Consider the following 19173-nt stretch of genomic DNA (forward strand, 5'->3'; position numbering starts at 1 on the left):
TCACCACCCCATGATAGAGCAGCTGCTGCAATTGCCTGACGGGCAAACCATCCCCTACCAGCTAGACCTGCGCGTGCGTAGGACCATAGGCCTTAAGATCACCGCCCAGGGCCTGGTGGTGCATGCGCCCAAGCGCATCGCTGCCAGCCAGCTGCAACAGGTGCTGTTGCAAAAGGCGCGCTGGATACAGCAAAAACTCGCCTTGCGTGAAGTGAACCAGGTCAGCCCCATGCAGTGGGTCGATGGCGAACACTTGCTGTTCATGGGCCAGGATATCGTGCTCACCCTGCAACAGCATGCCACTAGTAAAGCGGTGGTCCTGCAGGGTAATCAGTTGCTGGTCCGCTCGCCGCAGATAGACCAGCCGGCGTTTGTCGCGCGCAAAGTATTGCAGTGGTTCGCCCAGCAGGCGTTGCCGGATTTTAAACGCCGGGTAGAACTGATAGCGGCACAGATGGGCGAGAAAGTCACTGCGGTGGCGTTGTCTAATGCGCGTTCGCGCTGGGGCAGTTGCAACAGCCGCAAGCAGATACGCCTGAACTGGCGCCTGATCCAGGCACCACCGCACATTATCCAGTACGTGATCTGCCATGAAATGGCCCATCTGCGCGAGATGAACCATTCCGCCAAGTTTTATGCAGTGCAAGCCAGCCTGTTTCCCAATTATGAGCAGGCTGAAAAAGAATTGAAGTCACTGTCGGCCATCTTGCACCGCATGGCGTGACCTACGCTGCCTGCCGGCAAATTACCAGACGCGATATTCCTGTCCGATCTCGAACCCTTCCACACTTCTCTGATAGGCTAGCGCCACTTGGCACCGGGTGCCGCTTCCAGCCCGGGAAAGGCCGCGCCATAGATATGCCAAGATTCTTCCAGCACGGTGGGGCTGACCACCTTTGTCGATTATCTGCTGGCTGCGTTTAGCGAGACTGCTTGATGGCCGCCAGCAACTGGTCCAGTACCGCGCTCCAGCCGGCCTCAAAGCCCATGGCCTCATGCCGTTGTTTTGACGCCGCATTCGGGTGCAAAACATGGGCTGTATAGAGGGTGCCTTTTGCGGTGGCCTGCAGCGTGATGCTGGCCGTCATCAACAGCTCTGCACACTCATGGCCTGGCGACTGTGGCGGGGTGTCTGCCGGCCGGAAGCCGGGTTGCAACGCATTGGTCCAGCTTAGTTTCTGCTCGGGGATGATTTCAAGGTAACAGCCGGTATTCGGAAACTGCTGGCCTTCTGGTGATTGCATCACGGTGTAAAAGCGCCCGCCGGGCTTGAGCTCGATCTCACATTCCACGGTTTTCCACGGCTGCGGACAGAACCATTGTTTGAGGTGTTCAGGCGTGGTCCATGCCTGCCAGAGTTCTGCGGGGGATACATCGACTTCGCGCTCCAGGATCAGATCCAGTTCCGGGTTGAATGCAGTCGTCATCACGCTTCTCCTTTGAGTTTAATGGGTGCTGGCAGTTGAGCGCCGGGTGCTGTTGGCCAGCCAGATACCAGTGAATATGGTCAGCATACCCAGAAATTGATACCAGTGGAATGCTTCGCCTAGCAGCAGGGTGGAAAGTATGGAGCCAAAGATAGGCATGGCATGGATAAACACGCTGGCACGCACAGAACCGACCAGGGTCACGGCTCTGGAGTAAGCCAGCAAGGCGATCACAGACGGAAAAATACCGATATAGGCCAGTATCCACAACGTGTGCGGCTGATCTAGGTGCACTGCGCTGGTCTGGCTTTCCCACAGGTACAGCGGCAACAGCAATAGCAGCGCGATCATGACCTGGCATAGCATCAGCCCGCTGCGGTTGATAGTGGCGGGAATCTCTTTCACCCACAAGGTATATAAGGCCCAGAACACCATGGCCAGAAAAATGATCACATCGCCTTCAGCAAAAGCCAATGTCAGCAATACTTGCAGCTCACCATGTGTCACCACCAGCAATACGCCACACAGCGATACCAACAGGCCTAGCAGTTGGCTGCTAGTCAGCTGTTGCCGGTAAAACAAAAAGCCGAATATCGCCACCAGAAAAGGGATGAATGAGTTGAGGATGATGCCGTTAGTGGCGCTGGTAGTGTGCAAGCCCCAGTAAACCAGTAAATTGAAGGCAGCAACGCCGGTGATGGCAGTGCCCAGTATATGCCAGCGATAGCTGAGGTAGTGGGCACGGTCACGCAGAAATGGTTTGAGGGCAAACGGCAGCAGGCACAGGCCGGCGATGCTCCAGCGGATCAGCGAGAGCGCGACCGGCGGCACAGCGCCGCTGATGGCGCGTCCGGCAATAAAATTACCCGCCCAGAATAGCGGCGGTAGTAATAACAATATCAATATGCGCCAGTGTAATGGGCTGGCAGGAGTCTCAGGCATGGTGTTTAGTCGGGGTTAGACCTTTATTCAAGTCAAACCAGGGTCGAGAAGATGAATAACAGGATAACGATTGTAAGTGACCAGGCCAGCGGCGGCAAATGCTGATCCATCAAATGCAAGAATGGCCGGCAAATGCAAAAAGGGGCTGGTAAGCCCCTTTTTAGAATATGCGATGTAACAGTCGCGCTATGTTATGTAATCGCTGCGCTTAGACGGCGCCCAACTGCACCGGCGTTAACTGTATCAGTTTTTTGACCAGGCCAGGATGCTGCTCGGCATGCGCTTCTTTCAGGCAGGCTTTGGCACAGCTGACACATTTGCCACATTCTGCCCCAACCCCCAGCTGTTCTTTCAAATGCTTAACGGTTTTGGCGCCTTGCCTGACTGCCTGATGCACCTGGCGCTCGGTCACTGCATTACACACGCAAACGTACATATGTTTCCAAGTTAAGTTACTAATGATAATTATTATCATTTATTGGGATTGTGTCAAGCGCAGATTGGTTCCATCAGGGCGTGAAAAAAGCCGCAAAAGCGGCTTAATTCAGGAGCTCAAACCAGCCGGCGGCGGCTAGTCGGATGCGATCTGCGTTTGCAGGTAGTTAGGCAATGTCACGTCTGCGATCAGGCGTTGCTGAGTTTCCAGCCAGTCTATGGCCTCTTCGCAGGCTTCCAGCAGTTCGGTCAGCAGGTCACGCGTCACGTAATCCTGCAGTTTTTCGGCTTCGGCGATCGCTTCTACCAGTTGCGGACGCTGCACATCTTTTTCAAAGCTGAGGTCGCCTTGCAGGCACTCTATCACTTCTTCACCTATCAACAATTTGCCCAGGTTCTGCAGGTTAGGCAGGCCATCCAGAAACAGGATACGTTCTATCACTTCGTCGGCTTCTTTCATGACGCGGATAGATTGTTTGTACTGGTAATCGTTGAGTCTTTCCAGGCCCCATTTCCTGAACATGCGCGCATGCAGGAAATACTGGTTGATAGATGTCAGCTGGTTTTTGAGCACTTTGTTCAAAGTGCCGATAATGTGTTTTTCGCCTTTCATACGGGCTCCTTAAACGGCCACCGGGCCATCGCCCATCTGGCTTTGGCAGTAGTTTTCTATGCCTATCAGTTTGATCAGGCTTAATTGTTTTTCCAGCCAGTAGGCGTGGTCCATTTCGGTGTCTTCCAGCTGTACCAGCAGCATTTCACGCGTGACAAAGTCTTGCGCCTGCTCACAGGCTTCCATGGCTTTTTTCAGGTGCTTGACTACGGCATATTCCAAGGCCAGGTCAGACTCCAGCATGGATTTGACTTCTTTGCCGATGTGGATAGGGTCACGCTTGGTGAGGTTGGGAGTGCCTTCGAGAAACAGTATGCGTTGTATCAGTGCGCGGGCGTGTTCGCGTTCATGCAGCGATTCGTGCAGTATGCGCTGGGAGATCACGCCCAAACCCAGGTCGGCATACATTTCACCGTGAATCAGATACTGGTCGGTGGCTGTGAGCTCGCCGGCCAGTAAATCATTCAGGATATCTACAATTTTCTTATCGCCTTTCATCATCGGCTCCTGTGTGTACTTTAATGCAGTGCATGATACAGGAAACGCGCGTCTTTGCAATAGAAATATTATATAAGTTATTGATTTAAAATGAGTTTTTAAATAAAAATCTAAACAAGAATCGTTCGTGATTTAGCAGTGCAGCAAGACTTCAGCTGCCGCCTGCAGCTAGAGCAGCAATTGCAGGTCATGGGCGATATTGGCAGGTTTTTCGCCATAACCGAGGTAGATACGAGGTGCGCCGGTTTTATCAAATACATAAAGCCCGGCGCTGTGGTCCATGGTGTAGCCGGCTTGGCCAGGTTCGGCTACCTTGGCGGCGTAGACCTTATATTCCGCCAGGTTGGCGGCGACTTCAGCCGGGGTGCCGCGCAGGCCGATAAAGCGCGCATCAAAGCCAGGCACGAATTGCGCCAGCACCTCCTGCGTGTCACGCTCGGGGTCTACGGTGACGAACAATACCTGTACCTCATTGGCCTTGTCACCTAGCAGCTTCATGGTCTGTTTGAGGTCGCTCATGGTGGTGGGGCAGACATCCGGGCAGTGAGTGTAGCCAAAAAACAATACGATCACTTTGCCTTTGAAATCATCAATGCTGCGCAATTTGCCGGTGTGGTCTGTCAGGCTCAACGGTTTGCCGAACTGGGTGCCGGTGAGGTCGGTGCCGATAAAGCTGGCGGTTTTGTCAGCCTGGCAACCCGCTAGCAGGCCAGCCAGCAATACTGCGCTAAAACAAAGCCACGTGAAACGAGCGCGCATACAAAAATCCTTGTAAATCATCATTGAATTGGATTTTAGCATAGGCGAAAAGGGTGCAGATTGGTTTACAATAATGGTTTTTGACGATAGACGGATTAGAGGCGAGTTTAAATGGCAATACCGAGTTCGATGGCAGACCGTGACGGCGTTATCTGGTACGACGGCAAGATGGTCAACTGGCGTGATGCCACTACCCATGTATTAACCCACACCCTGCATTACGGCATGGGCGTATTTGAAGGCGTGCGCGCTTACAAAACAGACAAAGGCACGGCTATTTTCCGTTTGAAAGAGCATACCGACCGCTTGTTCCGCAGTGCGCATATCCTGGGCATGAAAATGCCGTTTGATAAAGCGACCCTGGTTGAAGCGCAAAAAGCCGCCGTACGCGAAAACAATCTGGAATCAGCTTATATGCGCCCTATGGCGTTTTATGGTGCCGAAGCCATGGGTATTTCTGCCAAAACATTGTCTACCCACGTCATCGTCGGTGCCTGGAGCTGGGGTGCTTATATGGGTGAAGAAGCGATCACCAAAGGGATACGCGTCAAGACTTCGTCGTTTGCCCGTCATCACGTCAACATCACCATGTGTAAGGCCAAAGCAAACGGCAACTACATGAACAGCATACTGGCGCACCAGGAAGCGGCACAAGATGGCTACCAGGAAGCATTGTTGCTGGACGTGGATGGTTTCGTAGCTGAAGGTTCAGGCGAGAACATTTTCATTATCCGCAACGGCAAACTCTATACACCAGACCTGACTTCTGCGCTGGAAGGCATCACCCGCGACACCATCATCACCCTGGCCAAAGACGAACTGGGCCTGGAAGTGATTGAAAAACGCATCACGCGCGATGAGGTCTACAGTGCCGATGAAGCCTTCTTTACCGGTACCGCCGCTGAAGTCACGCCTATCCGTGAACTGGATAACCGTGCCATTGGTGAAGGCACACGCGGCCCTATCACTGAAAAACTGCAAAGCCTGTATTTTGATGTGGTTAAAGGTAAAAACGCCAAATATCAGCACTGGCTGACTTTGGTTTAAGTCTCTGTTTTGAATGGCTGTATGCGGGAGAAACTGAATGTCTGATGTAAAAGAGTTTGAAGTAGATGGCCATGATCTGCCATTGCATTGCCCGACCAAGGAAGTGGCCTTATGGGCTTCGCATCCACGGGTATTCCTGGATGTAGCCAAAACCGGGCAAGTGGCTTGTCCTTATTGTGGCACCAAATTCAAGCTCAAACCTGGCACACAGGTGCATCACCACTAAAGTCTGACCCGTTGAACAAACCCACGCCTGGCGTGGGTTTTGTTTATATGGCTTAAAGTATCTGCCAGAGCTGCTGCATCACGCGCTGGGTTTGCTGGCTGCCGCTGGTTAAAAATAGCGGTTTTACACTGGTGCTTGCATGTTGTGCATCAGCGGTACTTAAGTAGCCAGCCTGATTGCTAACCTGGTCGCTAGCCGGGTTGAGCAGGTTTTTCTCTGCCAATATCTGCTGCAAACGCTTGGCAACGGCGGCACCGGTGTCGATCAGCGTGACTTGCGGCCCGACGATGTGCTGGATATGCGCACGTACAAAAGGGTAGTGGGTGCAGCCTAGCACTATGGTGTCGGCACCAGCGTCTATCAGCGGCTGGCAATAGGTTTTAAGCAGGGAGAGGGTGTGCGCGTGGTCCAGCTGGCCTTGCTCTATGCATTCCACCAGCCCGACGCAGGCTTGCGTCACCACTTGTACGCCGTGGCCGTAGTGTTCCAGCAAGGCGGCAAACTGTGCGCTCTGCAAGGTGCCGGTGGTGGCCAGCACGCCTATGATGCCGGTTTTGCTGGCAGCAGCAGCGGGTTTGACGGCGGGTTCCATGCCTATGATGGGCAAGGCGTAGTGATCACGCAATGGGCTGATGGCGGCGGCGGTGGCGGTATTGCAGGCGACCACCAGCGCTTTGGCGCCTTGCTCTATCAGCAGGTCGGCAATGGCAAAACAGCGCTGCTGGATTTTTATCGCAGATTGATTGCCATAAGGTGCATAGGCACTATCGGCATAATAGATGAAATGCTCGTGTGCAAGCTGGCGTGTGAGGTGTTTGAGCACGGTCAATCCGCCTACGCCTGAATCCATCACGCCGACCGGGGCGTTCACTGCAATCGCTGAGCACATCGAAATGGCACGGTATGATTTATAATGAGCGGATTATATAGGATTTCAAACGGGTTATAGGAATGGCCAACCGGCTGAGCAGGATTTATACACGTACCGGAGATGCTGGCACCACTGGCCTAGGCGATGGCTCGCGTGTCAGCAAATCTGACCTGCGTGTGCAGGCCATGGGCGAGGTGGATGAGCTGAATGCCGTGTTCGGTATGTTGCTGGCTGAAGATCTGCCTGAGGATGTACGTGACAGTTTGCAAGCTATCCAGCATGATCTGTTTGATATGGGTGGCGAACTGAGCATGCCTGGCCATCATTTTATGCAGGCCGGCCGTGTGGCTGTGCTCGAGCAGACCCTGGATGGCTGGAATGCCGAACTGAGTCCGTTGAAAGAATTTATATTGCCGGGAGGCAGCCGTGCCGCTGCGGTGTGCCATCTGGCGCGTACGGTCTGCAGGCGCGCCGAGCGTGTGCTGCATGCGCTGCACGCGCAATCGCCGGTGACAGCGGTGAACCTGCAATACCTGAATCGCTTGTCTGACCTGCTGTTTGTACTATGCCGTACCTTGAACAGGCATGCCGGGCTACCGGACGTGCTGTGGAACAACCAACATAAACTGTAATGCGCGATTAGCGCCTGTGTGCACTGAGTAATGATTAAACAATTTCTGCAAAAAGTATTTGGCAAGCGTAGTCTGTCTAACGACCTGGATTCAGACCCGGCAGCCAGGCGTGGTAAGTCGTCAGCTGTGCTGGTGATCCCCGCCAGCAAACATAAGATCAACCACAAGCTGATCAGCCAGGCGGCATTGAAAACCTGCGACGGCCTGCAAAAAGCCGGTTTTCAGGCTTATATCGTTGGCGGTGCCGTGCGCGACCTGCTGCTCAATCATCCGCCCAAAGATTTTGACATCGCCACCGACGCCACGCCGGAACAGGTGCATAAAACATTTCGCCGCTCGCGCATCATAGGCCGCCGCTTTCGCCTGGTACATGTGCTGTGGGGGCAAGAGACCATAGAAGTATCTACTTTCCGCGGCCATCATCAGAGTGAAGGCGATGGTGAAACCAACGATAGCGGCCGCATCATACGTGACAATATTTTTGGCTCTATTGAAGAAGATTCGGTCAGGCGTGATTTCACTGCCAATGCGCTGTACTACGACCCCAAACGCCATGAAGTGCTGGATTTCCATCACGGCGTGGCCGATATCCGTGCCAAAACCCTGCGCATCATCGGTGACCCGGTCAAACGCTATCAGGAAGACCCGGTGCGCATGCTGCGCGCGGTACGCCTTTCGGCCAAGCTGGGCCTCAAGCTGGAACAAACCACAGAAGCGCCTATACGAAAACTGGCAGGCCTGCTGGAAGATGTGCCACCCAGCCGCCTGTTTGATGAGATGCTGAAGCTGTTTTTATCCGGCCACGCCATTGAAAGCATAGGCGCACTGCGCGCCCAGCATCTGCATCATGGGCTGTTACCATTGCTGGATGTGGTGCTGGAGCAGCCGCTGGGCGAGAAATTCGTCATGCTGGCGCTAAAAAACACTGACGAGCGCATACAGGCGGGCAAGTCTTCCAACCCTAGTTTCCTGTTTGCGACTTTGCTCTGGCATGAGGTGCTGCAAGCCTGGCTGGAAAACCAGAGGCGCGGTGAGCCCGTGATCCCGGCGCTGCATGCGGCCATGAACGAGATCATCGATAAGCAGGGTGAAAAGATGGCGATACACAATCGCTACACTGCCACCATGAAAGAGATCTGGGCCATGCAGCCGCGCTTTGAACAGCGCTCTGGCAAGCGCCCATACGCTTTGCTGACCAACCCCAAGTACAGGGCTGGTTATGACTTTCTGCTGTTGCGTTGTGCTTCTGGTGAATTGCCTGAAGAGCTGGGTGCCTGGTGGACACGCTTTGCCGATGCCGGCACTGAAGAGCGCACCAATATGCTGCTGCCTGACAGCAGTCCGGCTAAGCGCCGCCGCCGTCCACGCAAGAAAAAACCGGCAGCCGGCAATGGTGAGTCGGCATAATGGCCCTGGCCTTGATCGCGCTGGGCAGCAATCTGCAACAGCCTGAACAACAAGTGTCTAAAGCTATACAGGTGCTGGCCGCAACGCCAGGCCTGAACTTGCTGCAGGCTTCCAGCCTGTATGCGACTGCACCGGTCGGCTATGACAACCAGCCGGATTTTATCAATGCGGTGATACAAGTGGACACCGAGCTGCCGGCGCCTGCACTGATGCAGTTATTGCTAGCCATTGAGCAGACATTCGGCCGTGAGCGACCATTCCCCAATGCTCCGCGTATCCTGGACCTCGACCTGCTCGATTACGCCGGTCTGCAGATGGCGACAGAGCTACTGACATTGCCGCACCCGCGCATGCATGAGCGCGCTTTCGTTATTTTGCCGCTGGCTGAAATTGTGCCCGACTTTATACTGGCGCAAGGGCAGACTGCTGTAGAATGGGCAACAGCATACCCGCATGCTGATGTGCGAAAACTGGACGCGCAAAAACTGGATCACTGATTAAATTAGCTGAACGAGCAATCACAATGTTTACCCGTTTTCCTTATGTTGTAATCGAAGGGCCTATAGGCAGTGGCAAAACTACGCTGGCCCGTATGCTGGCAGACAAGTTCTCGGTAGAACTGCTCTCTGAGAAAGCCGAAGCTAACCCTTTTCTGACCCGCTTTTACCAGGATGCCCAGCGTTATGCCTTGCCTACGCAGCTGTTTTTCCTGTTTCAGCGTTCACGCCAGATTGAAGATATGGCCCAGCGCGACATGTTCGGCCAGCCCACAGTGTCTGACTTCTTTCTCGAAAAAGACCCGCTGTTCGCGCACCTGAATCTGGATGACGAAGAGTATTCCCTGTATCACCAGATCTACCAGCACCTGCAGCTAAAAGCACCCAAGCCCGATCTGGTGGTGTATCTGCAAACACCGATAGATGCGCTGGTAGACCGCATAGAAGAGCGCAATATCAGTTATGAGCAGGACATGCCGCGCGAATATATTGCACGCCTGGCCGAGGCCTATAGCGAGTTTTTCCATACTTATGACGCCTCGCCGCTGCTGATCGTCAATAATGAAAAACTCAATATCATTAAGGACCAGGAAGCGTTCAATCTGTTGATTGAGCGCATCAACCAGATCAAAAGCAGCCGCGAGTACTTTAATCCCAATTTCTAGGCGCAGCAGCACATGCCCGCCTGCCGCACAGCGGCGGCTTTGCGTATTTGCTGCGCCACATTATCATGGCTGACACTATGCTGAATGCACTCCTTACCCGCGCAAAAGCCGGCGAAAAGATCGCCATGCTCACTTGCTACGACGCCACCTTTGCCAAGCTGATGAAGCAGGCCGGGGTAGATGTATTGCTGGTCGGCGACTCGCTGGGCATGGTGATCCAGGGCGACGCCAGCACACTGCAGGTGAAGATGCAGGATATGCTCTACCACACCCGCATCGTCGCCAGAGGTGCGCCGCAGACGGTGATCATGAGTGATATGCCGGTAGGTAGTTATGAGCATGACCAGGCACTGGCACTGGCCAATGCGCAGGCCCTGCTGCAGGCTGGCGCGCATATCGTCAAGATAGAGGGCGGCGGCCATATGGTAGACACCGCGCGCCATCTAGTAGCGCATGGTATCCCGGTGTGTGCCCACCTGGGCTTCACGCCGCAATCGGTTGAAAAATTAGGCGGCTACAAGATACAGGGTAAGACCGAACAGGCAGCCGCCGCCATGCTGGCAGATGCCCAGGCCATGGCCAACGCTGGTGCCAGCATGGTGCTGTTTGAAATGGTGCCCGCCGCGCTGGCGACCCGCATTACAGAAAATATCACTGTGCCCACCATAGGCATTGGTGCCGGGCCAGGCTGTAGCGGCCAGGTGCTGGTACTGCATGACCTGCTGGGCATATACAGCGGCCCGGCCGAAACAGATCCGCAGGCCTACAAAGCGCCGCGTTTTGCCCAGGATTTCCTGGGCCAGTCGGGTAACATAGCGCAGGCACTGCTAAACTATGTGCAGGCAGTCAAAAACGGCGACTTTCCTGCCGCTCAGCATAGTTATTAAGGCTGGCAGCATGCACTCTGCGCTAGTCTGCGACGCCACTTGATTAATATGAAACTACTGGCAATCGAATCCTCTACCGAATTCCTGTCACTGGCCGTGCAAACTGCGGCCGGTGTCAGCGCATTTCATGAGTCCACCGGCCCTGCCGCGTCACAGCGCATCCTGCCGGAGATCCAGCGCTTACTGGCCGTTGCCGGCATACAACTGGCTGCATTGGATGGCCTGGTTTATGGCACTGGCCCGGGCGCGTTCACCGGGGTGCGGGTGGCGGTAGGCGTCACCCAGGGGCTGGCGTTAGGTGCCAGTTTGCCTGTGCTGGGCATCAGCTCTGTGCAGGCGGTGGCGCAAGCAGCCTGGGTTGAAACTCAGGCGGAAAAGATACTGGTATGTCTCGATGCGCGCATGGGTGAGGTGTATCATGCAGCGTTAGTCAGGCAACCAGATGGCTGGCAGGAAGTGTCGCCGCCCATGGTGTGCAAGCCACATGAGGTGCCTGCTGTGGCAGGTGAGGGCTGGCTGGCTGCCGGCTCTGGCTGGGCTGTATTTGCCGAGGCGTTGTCGGCACAATATCAGGCACAGGTCAGCCAGGTGCGTGCAGACATCATGCCGACTGCACTCGCCATGCTCACGCTGGCCACGCCGGGATTTGTCGCCGGTGACACCCAGCCGGCAGAGCAGGCTGCGCCGCTGTATATACGCAACCGGGTGGCGCTGACCGCCGCCGAGCGCGCGCAAGGCCAGATTTTGTAAAGCCAGATTATTTAGAGCCAGATTATTTAGACCTTGGACCATGAGTGCACTACCGCAACAGCAGCCGCAATTTCGCCTGATGTCCTACGAGGACCTGATCGCGGTTTGCCGTATTGAGCCCACCATATACAGCCACCCGTGGACCTACGGCAACTTCAAAGATTCGCTGGATTCCGGCTATCACGCCTGGGTGATGGAAATGTCGGGCGAGATCATCGCTTATGCGCTGCTGATGATGGTGCTGGATGAAGCACACTTGTTGAATATCAGCGTCAGCCAGCACTATCAGGGCCAGGGCCTGGGCCGGGCCATGCTGGCGCAGATGATCACAGTTGCCAGGCAACGGCTAGCCAGCAATATGTTCCTAGAAGTGCGCGCCAGCAATCACAAGGCGATCAGTTTGTACGAAGCGATGGGTTTTTGTGAAATGGGTATCCGTCGCCATTATTATCCTACCAGCCACGGGCGTGAAGATGCCGTGTTAATGGGCCTGGCATTATGAGGAGTCGCGCTTTGAGTCACACTATGGCTGGTAAACGTAAAGGCACTGCATGAGTCTGACCCGCGAAGATATGCTGCGCGAACTGGAATTGTTGCCGGTGTGGCGTTTGCGCGCACCCATAGCGGCGGCTAACTTGCCGGATACGGCGGTGCTGGCAGCAGCCACATCGTTCGCTGAACCACAGCCGGCACAGACTGCCGATATCTTGCCTGAGACCGTGGTGGCGACGGCGGTGGTGGCTGAGCCTGTTATTGTTGAGTCTGCCATGATTGAGCCTGCTTTGGTTGAGCCTGCTTTGGTTGAGCCTACAGTCGTCCCGGCAGCGGCTGAAGAGTTGGCAGTCCCACCGTTAACAACGACTGAAGTTGCGGCTGAAATTGCCGCTGCAGAAGTCATTTCCCCACCATTGGTCACTACGCCCTGGCTGATATTGTGCCCGTCAGCGGCTGATGCCGCTGCACAGCAATTGCTGCAAAATATAGTGCAGGCCTTGAAGTTGCCGCACGAAACATTACATGTTTCTGAGCAAGCATTGCAGGCCAGCCAGGTGCAAAGCAGCTTTTGTGTGCTGTTCGGCCTGCAGGCGGCCAATACTTTCCTCGGCAGCAGCCATGCCGACATCGCTGAGGTCAGGGGCCGCTTGCTGACGCATGCAGATGTCAGCTATGTGGTCACCCATCATCCGCAGGCCATGCTGGAAAACCCTTTACTAAAAAAACAGGTCTGGCATGATCTGTGTCTGCTGCTGTCTGCACAACCTGTGTCTGCATAATTAGGACAGGCAGAAAAATAAAAAAACCGGGCTGCTTGAAGCGATTCGGCCAGCCCCCATCTAACTGATATCCATTTGAGAGGAATATCTGATGCGTCAAATTTTCAAGATCGTGTTGCTGGCTGGTATGTTGACCCTGTCCGGCTGTGGCTATAACCAGTTTCAATCGCTGGATGAAGAAGCCAAGGCGAGCTGGGCAGAAGTGTTGAACCAGTACCAGCGTCGTGCCGATCTGGTGCCTAACCTGGTGTCTACCGTGAAAGGCTATGCCAGCCATGAGGAAAAAGTGCTGACTGAAGTGACCGCAGCGCGTGCCAAGGTGGGCAGCATGCAGGTGACACCGGAGTTGCTGAATGACCCGGAAGCGTTTGCAAAATTTCAGGCGGCACAAGGCCAGTTGACCAGCGCGCTGTCGCGCTTGATGGTGGTGTCAGAAAATTATCCTAACCTGAAAGCCGATGCCAGCTTCCGTGATCTGCAGGCACAACTGGAAGGCACGGAGAACCGTGTGACCGTGGCGCGTAACCGCTATATCGAGGCGGTGAAACAATACAACGTCACCGTGCGCAGTTTCCCCAATAACCTGACCGCCATGATGTTTAACTACCAGCCTAAACCATCTTTTACCGTAGAAAATGAAAAAGAGATCTCATCTGCGCCAAAAGTAGATTTTGGCGATAAATGATTGATAGGATGACCTGTTGATGGCTGTCACCGCAATAGTATCGGGCTGGCTGCGCACGCTGGTGACACTAGTCTTGCTGCTGGCAGGCCTGAGTGCGCATGCCGGCAACGAGCTGGTGGAGATCCCGCCACTCACCAGTGCCGTCACTGACCTGACGCAGACACTCTCGGCTGAAGAGCAGACCGCACTCAACGAGAAGTTAACGCAATTCTCGCAACAGACCGGCTCGCAGATCGCGGTATTGCTGGTGCCCAGCTCGCAGCCGGAAGATATCGCGCAATTCGGTATCCGCCTGGCCGATGCCTGGAAGATAGGCCGCGAAAAGCAGGATGATGGTGTGATCGTCATCGTCGCCAAACAAGACCGTAAAATGCGCATAGAAGTCGGCTACGGCCTTGAAGGTGCCATCCCCGATGTGGTCGCCAAACGCATCATCGCCGAACAGCTTTCGCCGGCATTCAAGCAAGGCCAGTTTTACCAGGGCCTGCATGTGGCGACAGACACACTGATCAAACTCATACAGGGTGAACAGTTGCCCGCGCCAGCCCAGCGTCAGCCAGCGACCGCACAACAAGGCTTTATGCACTGGTTACCTATCCTGATGTTTGCCGCCATCATAGGCGGCGCCATACTGCGCGGCATGTTTGGTGCCTTTTTTGGCAGTGCGGCGACGGGTGGTGCGCTGGCCGTGCTGGCCGGTTTCCTCGGCGCAGGCTTGCTGGTCATGGGCCTGGTGGGCCTGGCCGCATTCATCTTCACCCTGGCCATGGGTGGCGGACAAGGCGGCTTGCCTATAGGCGGTTTTCCGGGTGGCTTTGGCGGTGGCGGTGGTGGCCGCGATATATTCAGCGGCGGCGGTGGCGGTTTTGGTGGCGGTGGCGCGTCAGGAGATTGGTAATGAAACCGGTACATCCTTTACGGCGCTTCCTGCGCCATCTCAGCAGTCATCCGTGGCAGGTCAAACGCCACTTCTCGGCGGACGCTTTGCAGCACATAGAGCAGGCCATCGCCGCCAGCGAACATCTGCACGCCGGTGAAGTGCGCGTCGTCATAGAGTCAGGCCTGCCGCTGTCTTGTATCCTGCAGGGCATGTCACCGCGGCAACGGGCTATACAACTGTTCGGCCAGCTGAATATCTGGGATACTGAACACAACAACGGCGTGCTGGTCTATCTGCTGCTGGCGGACAAAGATGTAGAAATCGTCGCTGATCGTGGCATACATCAACATGTGCGTGAGCAGGGCTGGCAGCAGATTTGCCAGCAAATGGAAGGGATGTTTAGAAGTGGGCAGTTTGAACAAGGCGTCACACACGGCATTACGGCGATCGGCCAGCACCTGGCTACACACTTTCCTCCCGAAGCGACGCCGCGCAACGAGCTCTGCAATCACGTATTGGTGCTGTAGCATGTTGTTGGCCTGCGGTAGCACTGCCCAGGCCGATCTCAAAGATATCTCCCGTATCTACCATAGCCAGCCCAGCCTGCAGGCGTTCGAGATCTGCCAGGGTGGCGGCTGCACCCGCTCTGATATATTGCAACTGACCCCGCCCGAGTGGGATAACGTGGTGCAGATATTTACCCCGCAAGCTGAAACCGCTGAACAGGAACGGCAGCAGATCGCGCAAGCGATAGGCATGCTGGAAGATATCACCGGCACCAAGATAGGCACCGCTGCAGACCGTGCAGGCACCTTTAACAATAGCGACTACCTGCACCAGCAGGACTGTAACGATGAGGCCATCAACAGCACCACCTATATGCGCCTCATGCAACAGGCTGGCCTGATACGCCTGCACACGATCACAGATACACGTACGCGCAAATTCTTCTTTACCGGCTGGCCGCATAGCACGGCGGTGATACGCGAAAATGACAGCCAGGCCGAGTTCGCGGTCGACAGCTGGTTTTACGATAACGGCCATGCCGCCACCATAGTGCCTATAGCGTTATGGAAAGACGGTTATATTCCTGAAGACAGCCCTATCCTTCAGCGCGAATAAAGCCAGCTTATTTGCCGGCTTGTTTACTTGCTGACTGGTTTACTGCTGACTAGCGCCGCAATAAAGGCTAGAATTCGCCCTTTAGAATTCTGTTAGAACTCCATTCTTATGCGCGCATCACAATTTTTCATTGCTACCCAAAAAGAAGCTCCTTCCGATGCTGAACTGATCAGCCATAAACTGATGGTCAGGGCTGGCCTAATCAAAAAACTGGGTAGTGGTTTATATAGCTGGATGCCGCTGGGCCTGCGCGTGTTACGCAAAGTAGAAAACATAGTGCGCGACGAGATGAACAAAGCCGGCGCCCTGGAATTGCTGATGCCAGCCGTGCAACCGAAAGAACTGTGGGAAGAAACCGGCCGCTGGGCGGTGTTTGGCCCGCAGATGCTGAAGATACAGGACAGGCACGAGCGCGATTTCTGTTTTGGCCCTACCCATGAAGAAGTGATCACTGACATCGCACGTAAAGAGATCAGCAGCTACAAACAGTTGCCGCTGAATTTTTACCAGGTGCAGACTAAATTCCGTGACGAGATCCGCCCGCGCTTTGGCGTGATGCGTGCGCGCGAGTTCCTGATGAAAGATGCTTATTCTTTCCACACCAGCGTTGAATGCCTGGTGAATACCTACAACGGCATGCACACGGCTTACAGCAATGTGTTCACCCGCCTGGGCCTCAAGTTCCGCGCGGTGAAAGCTGATTCAGGGGCTATCGGTGGCGATGGTTCGCAGGAGTTTCATGTGCTGGCCGACAGCGGCGAAGATGCCCTGGCCTATTGTGAGCAATCTGATTATGCCGCTAACGTCGAAATGGCCGAAGGTGTGGCGACCGGTAGCCGTGCCGCGCCAGCTGAAACCATGCGTGAGGTAGATACGCCCAAGCAGACCACCTGTGACGATGTGGCAAAGCTGCTCGACATAGACGTGAGCAAAACCGTGAAGTCAGTCGCCCTGGTGGTGGATGAAGTGTTTACGCTGGCCTTGCTGCGTGGCGATCACCAGTTGAACGAAGTCAAGTTCGGTAAAGTGCCTGGCGTGCAGAACTTCCGCCTGGCGACTGAAGAAGAGATACGCGCCAACCTGAACTGCCCACCCGGCTTTATCGGCCCGGTCGCGGTCAATGCCAGTGTGCGCGTGATCGCCGACCGTTCTGTCGCCGTGTTGAGCGATTTTGTCTGCGGCGCCAATAAACCGAAATTGCATCTTGCCGGCGTCAATTTTGGCCATGACCTGCCTGAGCCTGCGCTGGTCGCCGATATCCGCAATGTGGTGGCTGGCGATGCCAGCCCGGATGGCAAAGGCACGCTGAGTTTGTGCCGCGGTATTGAAGTCGGCCATATCTTCCAGTTGCGTACCAAATACTCTCAGGCCATGCAGGCGACTTACCTTGACGAAAATGGTCAGTCGCAAGTGATGGAAATGGGTTGTTATGGCATAGGCGTGTCACGTATCGTCGGTGCCGCGATCGAGCAGGGCCATGATGATAAAGGCATTATCTTCCCGCGTAGCATGGCACCGTTTGATGTGGTGATCTGCCCTATAGGCCTGGATAAGAGTGATGCGGTCAAACAGGCGGCAGTTGCGCTCTACCAGCAGTTGCAGCAGGCTGGTGTCGATGTGTTGCTGGATGACAGGGGCGAGCGCCCGGGGGTGATGTTTGCCGAAAGCGACCTGCTCGGTATCCCGCACCGTATCGTGATCGGTGACCGTGGCCTGGCTGAAGGCAACGTAGAATATAAGGGCCGCACCGATACTGAGGCACAAAACTTGCAAGTGACTGACAGTGTTGCGTTTTTACGTGACAAACTTGGTCAATAACTGGAAGCTTTTAGTCATTCTGTTTGACGTCTGAACCGCTTCTGAAATGGATAGAATAGGTAAGATGAATCGCACCCGTGTTTTACCTTATGCGCTAGTGGCGGCCGGCCTGTTGTTGTGGTCGGCACTGGCTATGGCCGGCAACCAGCAGGAAGAACCTTTAGCCAACAGCGTTAAATCGCTGATGCAAAAATCTGTCACTGACCTGGCGGCGCCGCGTTTGCTGTTTGACAGTGAGCAGACGGCGCAGCAATGGTTGCAGGAAATGTCGCTCAGGCTGGCAAAACGCATGCCGGATAGCCAGTACCGCGAAGACTTTCTCAAGTCTGTGCATTATGAAGCGACGCGTGCCGGCCTGGACCCGCAACTGGTGCTGGGCCTGATACAGGTTGAAAGCGGCTTTAAGAAATATGCACTCTCCAGCGTTGGTGCGCGCGGCTATATGCAGGTGATGCCGTTCTGGGTGAAAAGCATAGGTGCCAACGAGCATAACCTGTTTGATATGCGTCTCAACCTGCGCTACGGTTGTACCATCTTGCGCCACTATCTGGATATAGAGCGTGGCGATTATTACCGTGCGCTAGGGCGTTATAATGGCAGCCTGGGCAAGCCGGAATACCCTAACCTAGTGGTGGGTGCCTGGCGCAACCACTGGCATTACGATACCCCGTTAAAAATGAATATCGCCAGCCAGTAAGCACTGGCGAGCTCACAAAAAAAACCGCGCTGATGCGCGGTTTTTTTGATTGCTGGGCACCTGTTAATTTAACGACTTTTGTTTATTTAACGACTTTGAAACCGTAATAAGTGCCGAACTCGCCTTCGTTCTCATGGTAAACAAACAGCATGCCGTTGCTGTAACCGGTGCCATTGTAATGGTTGTGTGAACGCAGCTTCATGCTTTTGGGCAAGGCACTTTTGCCTATATACTGGCCAGCCAGGTCAAAAATCAGTACCGCTTTATGGTCCACGTCGAGCAAGGCCAGCTCATTGCCGGCCACACCGGTAAAGCCGACAAAATGGTCACTGACATCATCATGCGCTACTTGCGCCTTGCTGAAGTCCAGTGCGATCTGCTTGAGCTTTTCGCGCTGCTTGTTGTCCACCACAAACACCAGGTTGCCGTGTTCCTGCTTGGCATAATAAATCTGGCTGGCAGGGTCGTAGCTCGGCATGGTGCCGGCATCGCCAAAGGCCGGGTTGAACTGGCTGATATCGCTGGAGCTGGTCAGCACTTCACCTTTTTCGTTCACTTCCAAACCGAAAATGCCGGTGTTAGGTGAAAAGCCGGCAGCGGTGGAAATGTTATAAGTGATGGTTTCCAGTTTGCCGGAGTTGGCGTTGTAATACAGCGAGCGGTTATCAAAGCCTGGCCGCGCGGAATTCACATACTGGCCGCTTGCGGTATAAGCATGTACCTCGGATTTTGAGATGGGCGCTTCAAACTCGGTGCCCAAAGGCGCCAGGCCGCCATCTGCAATATAGTAATGCTGGTTGCTAGGCAGGTAAGCCGCCGTCATCGGCCGCGTGGTGGGTTTTTTGACTAGCGGGATCTTAATACCGACTTCAGCTTCCGGCAGAATCTCCGCCTGGCTGGTGAGCGACAGGCATAGCAGTGCCAGTGCGCCCAGTGTGTTTGTTTTAAATTGCATAGCTCCGTGATCCTGTTTTTATATGTGCTGTGTAGACGCTATTTTAAACGACAAGTTTTAAGCGGCTACTTTTTTTGTGCGGGTGC

Annotated in this window: 25 protein-coding genes; 17 read left to right on the plus strand and 8 right to left on the minus strand. The window is 54.7% G+C overall.

The features are described from left to right. The first annotated feature begins 10 nt into the window (after positions 1-10). On the plus strand, positions 11-724 hold the full coding sequence (locus tag ACFQ1Z_RS11430; RefSeq protein WP_379057731.1) for a M48 family metallopeptidase: 714 nt from the start codon (positions 11-13) through the stop codon (positions 722-724). 196 nt (positions 725-920) lie between these two features. Here ACFQ1Z_RS11430 and ACFQ1Z_RS11435 read toward each other — a convergent pair whose 3' ends face one another. The 6 genes from ACFQ1Z_RS11435 to ACFQ1Z_RS11460 all read right to left on the minus strand — a co-directional run bounded on the left by ACFQ1Z_RS11435 (position 921) and on the right by ACFQ1Z_RS11460 (position 4674). Continuing rightward, positions 921-1427 (minus strand): SRPBCC family protein, encoded by a 507-nt coding sequence (locus ACFQ1Z_RS11435; RefSeq protein ID WP_379057732.1) that lies wholly within the window; start codon positions 1425-1427, stop codon positions 921-923. Positions 1428-1445: 18 nt separating this feature from the next. After that, positions 1446-2369 (minus strand): DMT family transporter, encoded by a 924-nt coding sequence (locus tag ACFQ1Z_RS11440; RefSeq protein ID WP_379057733.1) that lies wholly within the window; start codon positions 2367-2369, stop codon positions 1446-1448. 208 nt (positions 2370-2577) lie between these two features. Next, positions 2578-2793, minus strand: a complete 216-nt coding sequence (locus tag ACFQ1Z_RS11445; RefSeq protein ID WP_379057735.1) for a (2Fe-2S)-binding protein — start codon at positions 2791-2793, stop codon at positions 2578-2580. A gap of 147 nt (positions 2794-2940) precedes the next feature. Next, positions 2941-3417: a bacterioferritin gene (gene bfr, locus ACFQ1Z_RS11450; protein WP_379057736.1), complete on the minus strand. Its 477-nt coding sequence runs from the start codon at positions 3415-3417 to the stop codon at positions 2941-2943. 9 nt (positions 3418-3426) lie between these two features. Then, entirely contained in the window at positions 3427-3915 is a 489-nt protein-coding gene (bfr, locus tag ACFQ1Z_RS11455) for a bacterioferritin (protein WP_379057738.1), read from the minus strand. Positions 3916-4083: 168 nt separating this feature from the next. Beyond that, positions 4084-4674: an SCO family protein gene (locus ACFQ1Z_RS11460; protein WP_379057740.1), complete on the minus strand. Its 591-nt coding sequence runs from the start codon at positions 4672-4674 to the stop codon at positions 4084-4086. 129 nt (positions 4675-4803) lie between these two features. On the opposite strand from ACFQ1Z_RS11460, the gene ACFQ1Z_RS11465 reads away from it, so the two are divergent. After that, positions 4804-5721 (plus strand): branched-chain amino acid transaminase, encoded by a 918-nt coding sequence (locus ACFQ1Z_RS11465; protein WP_379058009.1) that lies wholly within the window; start codon positions 4804-4806, stop codon positions 5719-5721. Positions 5722-5758: 37 nt separating this feature from the next. After that, positions 5759-5947, plus strand: a complete 189-nt coding sequence (locus tag ACFQ1Z_RS11470) for a zinc-finger domain-containing protein (RefSeq protein ID WP_379057742.1) — start codon at positions 5759-5761, stop codon at positions 5945-5947. A 52-nt stretch (positions 5948-5999) separates the two neighbouring features. On the opposite strand, the gene murI is transcribed toward ACFQ1Z_RS11470, so the two are convergent. Beyond that, complete coding sequence (murI, locus tag ACFQ1Z_RS11475; protein WP_379057744.1) at positions 6000-6836, minus strand: glutamate racemase; 837 nt, start codon at positions 6834-6836, stop codon at positions 6000-6002. Between the two features lie 62 nt (positions 6837-6898). On the opposite strand from murI, the gene ACFQ1Z_RS11480 reads away from it, so the two are divergent. From ACFQ1Z_RS11480 to ACFQ1Z_RS11545, 14 genes are all read left to right on the plus strand, one after another. Beyond that, entirely contained in the window at positions 6899-7450 is a 552-nt protein-coding gene (locus ACFQ1Z_RS11480) for a cob(I)yrinic acid a,c-diamide adenosyltransferase (RefSeq protein ID WP_379057746.1), read from the plus strand. A gap of 30 nt (positions 7451-7480) precedes the next feature. Then, positions 7481-8857: a polynucleotide adenylyltransferase PcnB gene (pcnB, locus tag ACFQ1Z_RS11485; RefSeq protein ID WP_379057747.1), complete on the plus strand. Its 1377-nt coding sequence runs from the start codon at positions 7481-7483 to the stop codon at positions 8855-8857. After that, positions 8857-9354 carry a 2-amino-4-hydroxy-6-hydroxymethyldihydropteridine diphosphokinase gene (gene folK / locus ACFQ1Z_RS11490; RefSeq protein WP_379057748.1) on the plus strand — a complete coding sequence of 166 codons (498 nt, stop codon included), beginning with the start codon at positions 8857-8859 and terminating at the stop codon, positions 9352-9354. The genes pcnB and folK overlap by 1 nt, the downstream gene beginning before the upstream one ends. Before the next feature lie 26 nt (positions 9355-9380). Next, positions 9381-10019 carry a deoxynucleoside kinase gene (locus ACFQ1Z_RS11495; RefSeq protein ID WP_379057749.1) on the plus strand — a complete coding sequence of 213 codons (639 nt, stop codon included), beginning with the start codon at positions 9381-9383 and terminating at the stop codon, positions 10017-10019. A 77-nt stretch (positions 10020-10096) separates the two neighbouring features. After that, positions 10097-10906: a 3-methyl-2-oxobutanoate hydroxymethyltransferase gene (panB, locus tag ACFQ1Z_RS11500; RefSeq protein ID WP_379057750.1), complete on the plus strand. Its 810-nt coding sequence runs from the start codon at positions 10097-10099 to the stop codon at positions 10904-10906. A 48-nt stretch (positions 10907-10954) separates the two neighbouring features. Beyond that, positions 10955-11656: a tRNA (adenosine(37)-N6)-threonylcarbamoyltransferase complex dimerization subunit type 1 TsaB gene (tsaB, locus tag ACFQ1Z_RS11505; RefSeq protein ID WP_379057752.1), complete on the plus strand. Its 702-nt coding sequence runs from the start codon at positions 10955-10957 to the stop codon at positions 11654-11656. 40 nt (positions 11657-11696) lie between these two features. Further along, positions 11697-12158: a ribosomal protein S18-alanine N-acetyltransferase gene (gene rimI, locus ACFQ1Z_RS11510; protein WP_379057753.1), complete on the plus strand. Its 462-nt coding sequence runs from the start codon at positions 11697-11699 to the stop codon at positions 12156-12158. Between the two features lie 49 nt (positions 12159-12207). Next, the gene (locus ACFQ1Z_RS11515) at positions 12208-12930 is read left to right on the plus strand and encodes a hypothetical protein (protein ID WP_379057754.1); all 723 of its coding nucleotides are present in this window, start codon (positions 12208-12210) and stop codon (positions 12928-12930) included. Positions 12931-13021: 91 nt separating this feature from the next. Continuing rightward, on the plus strand, positions 13022-13615 hold the full coding sequence (locus ACFQ1Z_RS11520; RefSeq protein ID WP_379057756.1) for a LemA family protein: 594 nt from the start codon (positions 13022-13024) through the stop codon (positions 13613-13615). Positions 13616-13634: 19 nt separating this feature from the next. Next, positions 13635-14513 (plus strand): TPM domain-containing protein, encoded by an 879-nt coding sequence (locus tag ACFQ1Z_RS11525; protein ID WP_379057758.1) that lies wholly within the window; start codon positions 13635-13637, stop codon positions 14511-14513. Next, the gene (locus ACFQ1Z_RS11530; protein WP_379057760.1) at positions 14513-15022 is read left to right on the plus strand and encodes a TPM domain-containing protein; all 510 of its coding nucleotides are present in this window, start codon (positions 14513-14515) and stop codon (positions 15020-15022) included. Before ACFQ1Z_RS11525 ends, ACFQ1Z_RS11530 begins: the two co-directional genes overlap by 1 nt. A 1-nt stretch (position 15023) precedes the next feature. Further along, positions 15024-15617, plus strand: coding sequence for a hypothetical protein (locus ACFQ1Z_RS11535; protein WP_379057762.1), 594 nt, complete (start codon positions 15024-15026; stop codon positions 15615-15617). 108 nt (positions 15618-15725) lie between these two features. Then, entirely contained in the window at positions 15726-17435 is a 1710-nt protein-coding gene (locus ACFQ1Z_RS11540; RefSeq protein ID WP_379057764.1) for a proline--tRNA ligase, read from the plus strand. Between the two features lie 64 nt (positions 17436-17499). Then, entirely contained in the window at positions 17500-18132 is a 633-nt protein-coding gene (locus tag ACFQ1Z_RS11545; RefSeq protein ID WP_379057766.1) for a lytic transglycosylase domain-containing protein, read from the plus strand. A gap of 82 nt (positions 18133-18214) precedes the next feature. On the opposite strand, the gene ACFQ1Z_RS11550 is transcribed toward ACFQ1Z_RS11545, so the two are convergent. After that, a complete protein-coding gene (locus ACFQ1Z_RS11550) occupies positions 18215-19087 on the minus strand; it encodes a hypothetical protein (protein WP_379057767.1) in 873 nt (290 codons plus the stop codon). Positions 19088-19173 lie beyond the last annotated feature (86 nt).

The sequence above is a fragment of the Methylophilus luteus genome (assembly GCF_042676265.1).
Taxonomy (GTDB): Bacteria; Pseudomonadota; Gammaproteobacteria; order Burkholderiales; family Methylophilaceae; genus Methylophilus; species Methylophilus luteus.

Bases quoted from the DNA above. Each gene is read 5' to 3' on its own strand.
- ACFQ1Z_RS11430 (WP_379057731.1), top strand. From the start codon at position 11: ATGATAGAGCAGCTGCTGCAATTGCCTGACGGGCAAACCATCCCCTAC.
- ACFQ1Z_RS11435 (WP_379057732.1), bottom strand. From the start codon at position 1,427: ATGACGACTGCATTCAACCCGGAACTGGATCTGATCCTGGAGCGCGAA.
- ACFQ1Z_RS11440 (WP_379057733.1), bottom strand. From the start codon at position 2,369: ATGCCTGAGACTCCTGCCAGCCCATTACACTGGCGCATATTGATATTG.
- bfr (WP_379057736.1), bottom strand. From the start codon at position 3,417: ATGAAAGGCGAAAAACACATTATCGGCACTTTGAACAAAGTGCTCAAA.
- bfr (WP_379057738.1), bottom strand. From the start codon at position 3,915: ATGAAAGGCGATAAGAAAATTGTAGATATCCTGAATGATTTACTGGCC.
- ACFQ1Z_RS11460 (WP_379057740.1), bottom strand. From the start codon at position 4,674: ATGCGCGCTCGTTTCACGTGGCTTTGTTTTAGCGCAGTATTGCTGGCT.
- ACFQ1Z_RS11465 (WP_379058009.1), top strand. From the start codon at position 4,804: ATGGCAGACCGTGACGGCGTTATCTGGTACGACGGCAAGATGGTCAAC.
- ACFQ1Z_RS11470 (WP_379057742.1), top strand. From the start codon at position 5,759: ATGTCTGATGTAAAAGAGTTTGAAGTAGATGGCCATGATCTGCCATTG.
- murI (WP_379057744.1), bottom strand. From the start codon at position 6,836: ATGTGCTCAGCGATTGCAGTGAACGCCCCGGTCGGCGTGATGGATTCA.
- ACFQ1Z_RS11480 (WP_379057746.1), top strand. From the start codon at position 6,899: ATGGCCAACCGGCTGAGCAGGATTTATACACGTACCGGAGATGCTGGC.
- pcnB (WP_379057747.1), top strand. From the start codon at position 7,481: ATGATTAAACAATTTCTGCAAAAAGTATTTGGCAAGCGTAGTCTGTCT.
- folK (WP_379057748.1), top strand. From the start codon at position 8,857: ATGGCCCTGGCCTTGATCGCGCTGGGCAGCAATCTGCAACAGCCTGAA.
- ACFQ1Z_RS11495 (WP_379057749.1), top strand. From the start codon at position 9,381: ATGTTTACCCGTTTTCCTTATGTTGTAATCGAAGGGCCTATAGGCAGT.
- panB (WP_379057750.1), top strand. From the start codon at position 10,097: ATGCTGAATGCACTCCTTACCCGCGCAAAAGCCGGCGAAAAGATCGCC.
- tsaB (WP_379057752.1), top strand. From the start codon at position 10,955: ATGAAACTACTGGCAATCGAATCCTCTACCGAATTCCTGTCACTGGCC.
- rimI (WP_379057753.1), top strand. From the start codon at position 11,697: ATGAGTGCACTACCGCAACAGCAGCCGCAATTTCGCCTGATGTCCTAC.
- ACFQ1Z_RS11515 (WP_379057754.1), top strand. From the start codon at position 12,208: ATGAGTCTGACCCGCGAAGATATGCTGCGCGAACTGGAATTGTTGCCG.
- ACFQ1Z_RS11520 (WP_379057756.1), top strand. From the start codon at position 13,022: ATGCGTCAAATTTTCAAGATCGTGTTGCTGGCTGGTATGTTGACCCTG.
- ACFQ1Z_RS11525 (WP_379057758.1), top strand. From the start codon at position 13,635: ATGGCTGTCACCGCAATAGTATCGGGCTGGCTGCGCACGCTGGTGACA.
- ACFQ1Z_RS11530 (WP_379057760.1), top strand. From the start codon at position 14,513: ATGAAACCGGTACATCCTTTACGGCGCTTCCTGCGCCATCTCAGCAGT.
- ACFQ1Z_RS11535 (WP_379057762.1), top strand. From the start codon at position 15,024: ATGTTGTTGGCCTGCGGTAGCACTGCCCAGGCCGATCTCAAAGATATC.
- ACFQ1Z_RS11540 (WP_379057764.1), top strand. From the start codon at position 15,726: ATGCGCGCATCACAATTTTTCATTGCTACCCAAAAAGAAGCTCCTTCC.
- ACFQ1Z_RS11545 (WP_379057766.1), top strand. From the start codon at position 17,500: ATGAATCGCACCCGTGTTTTACCTTATGCGCTAGTGGCGGCCGGCCTG.
- ACFQ1Z_RS11550 (WP_379057767.1), bottom strand. From the start codon at position 19,087: ATGCAATTTAAAACAAACACACTGGGCGCACTGGCACTGCTATGCCTG.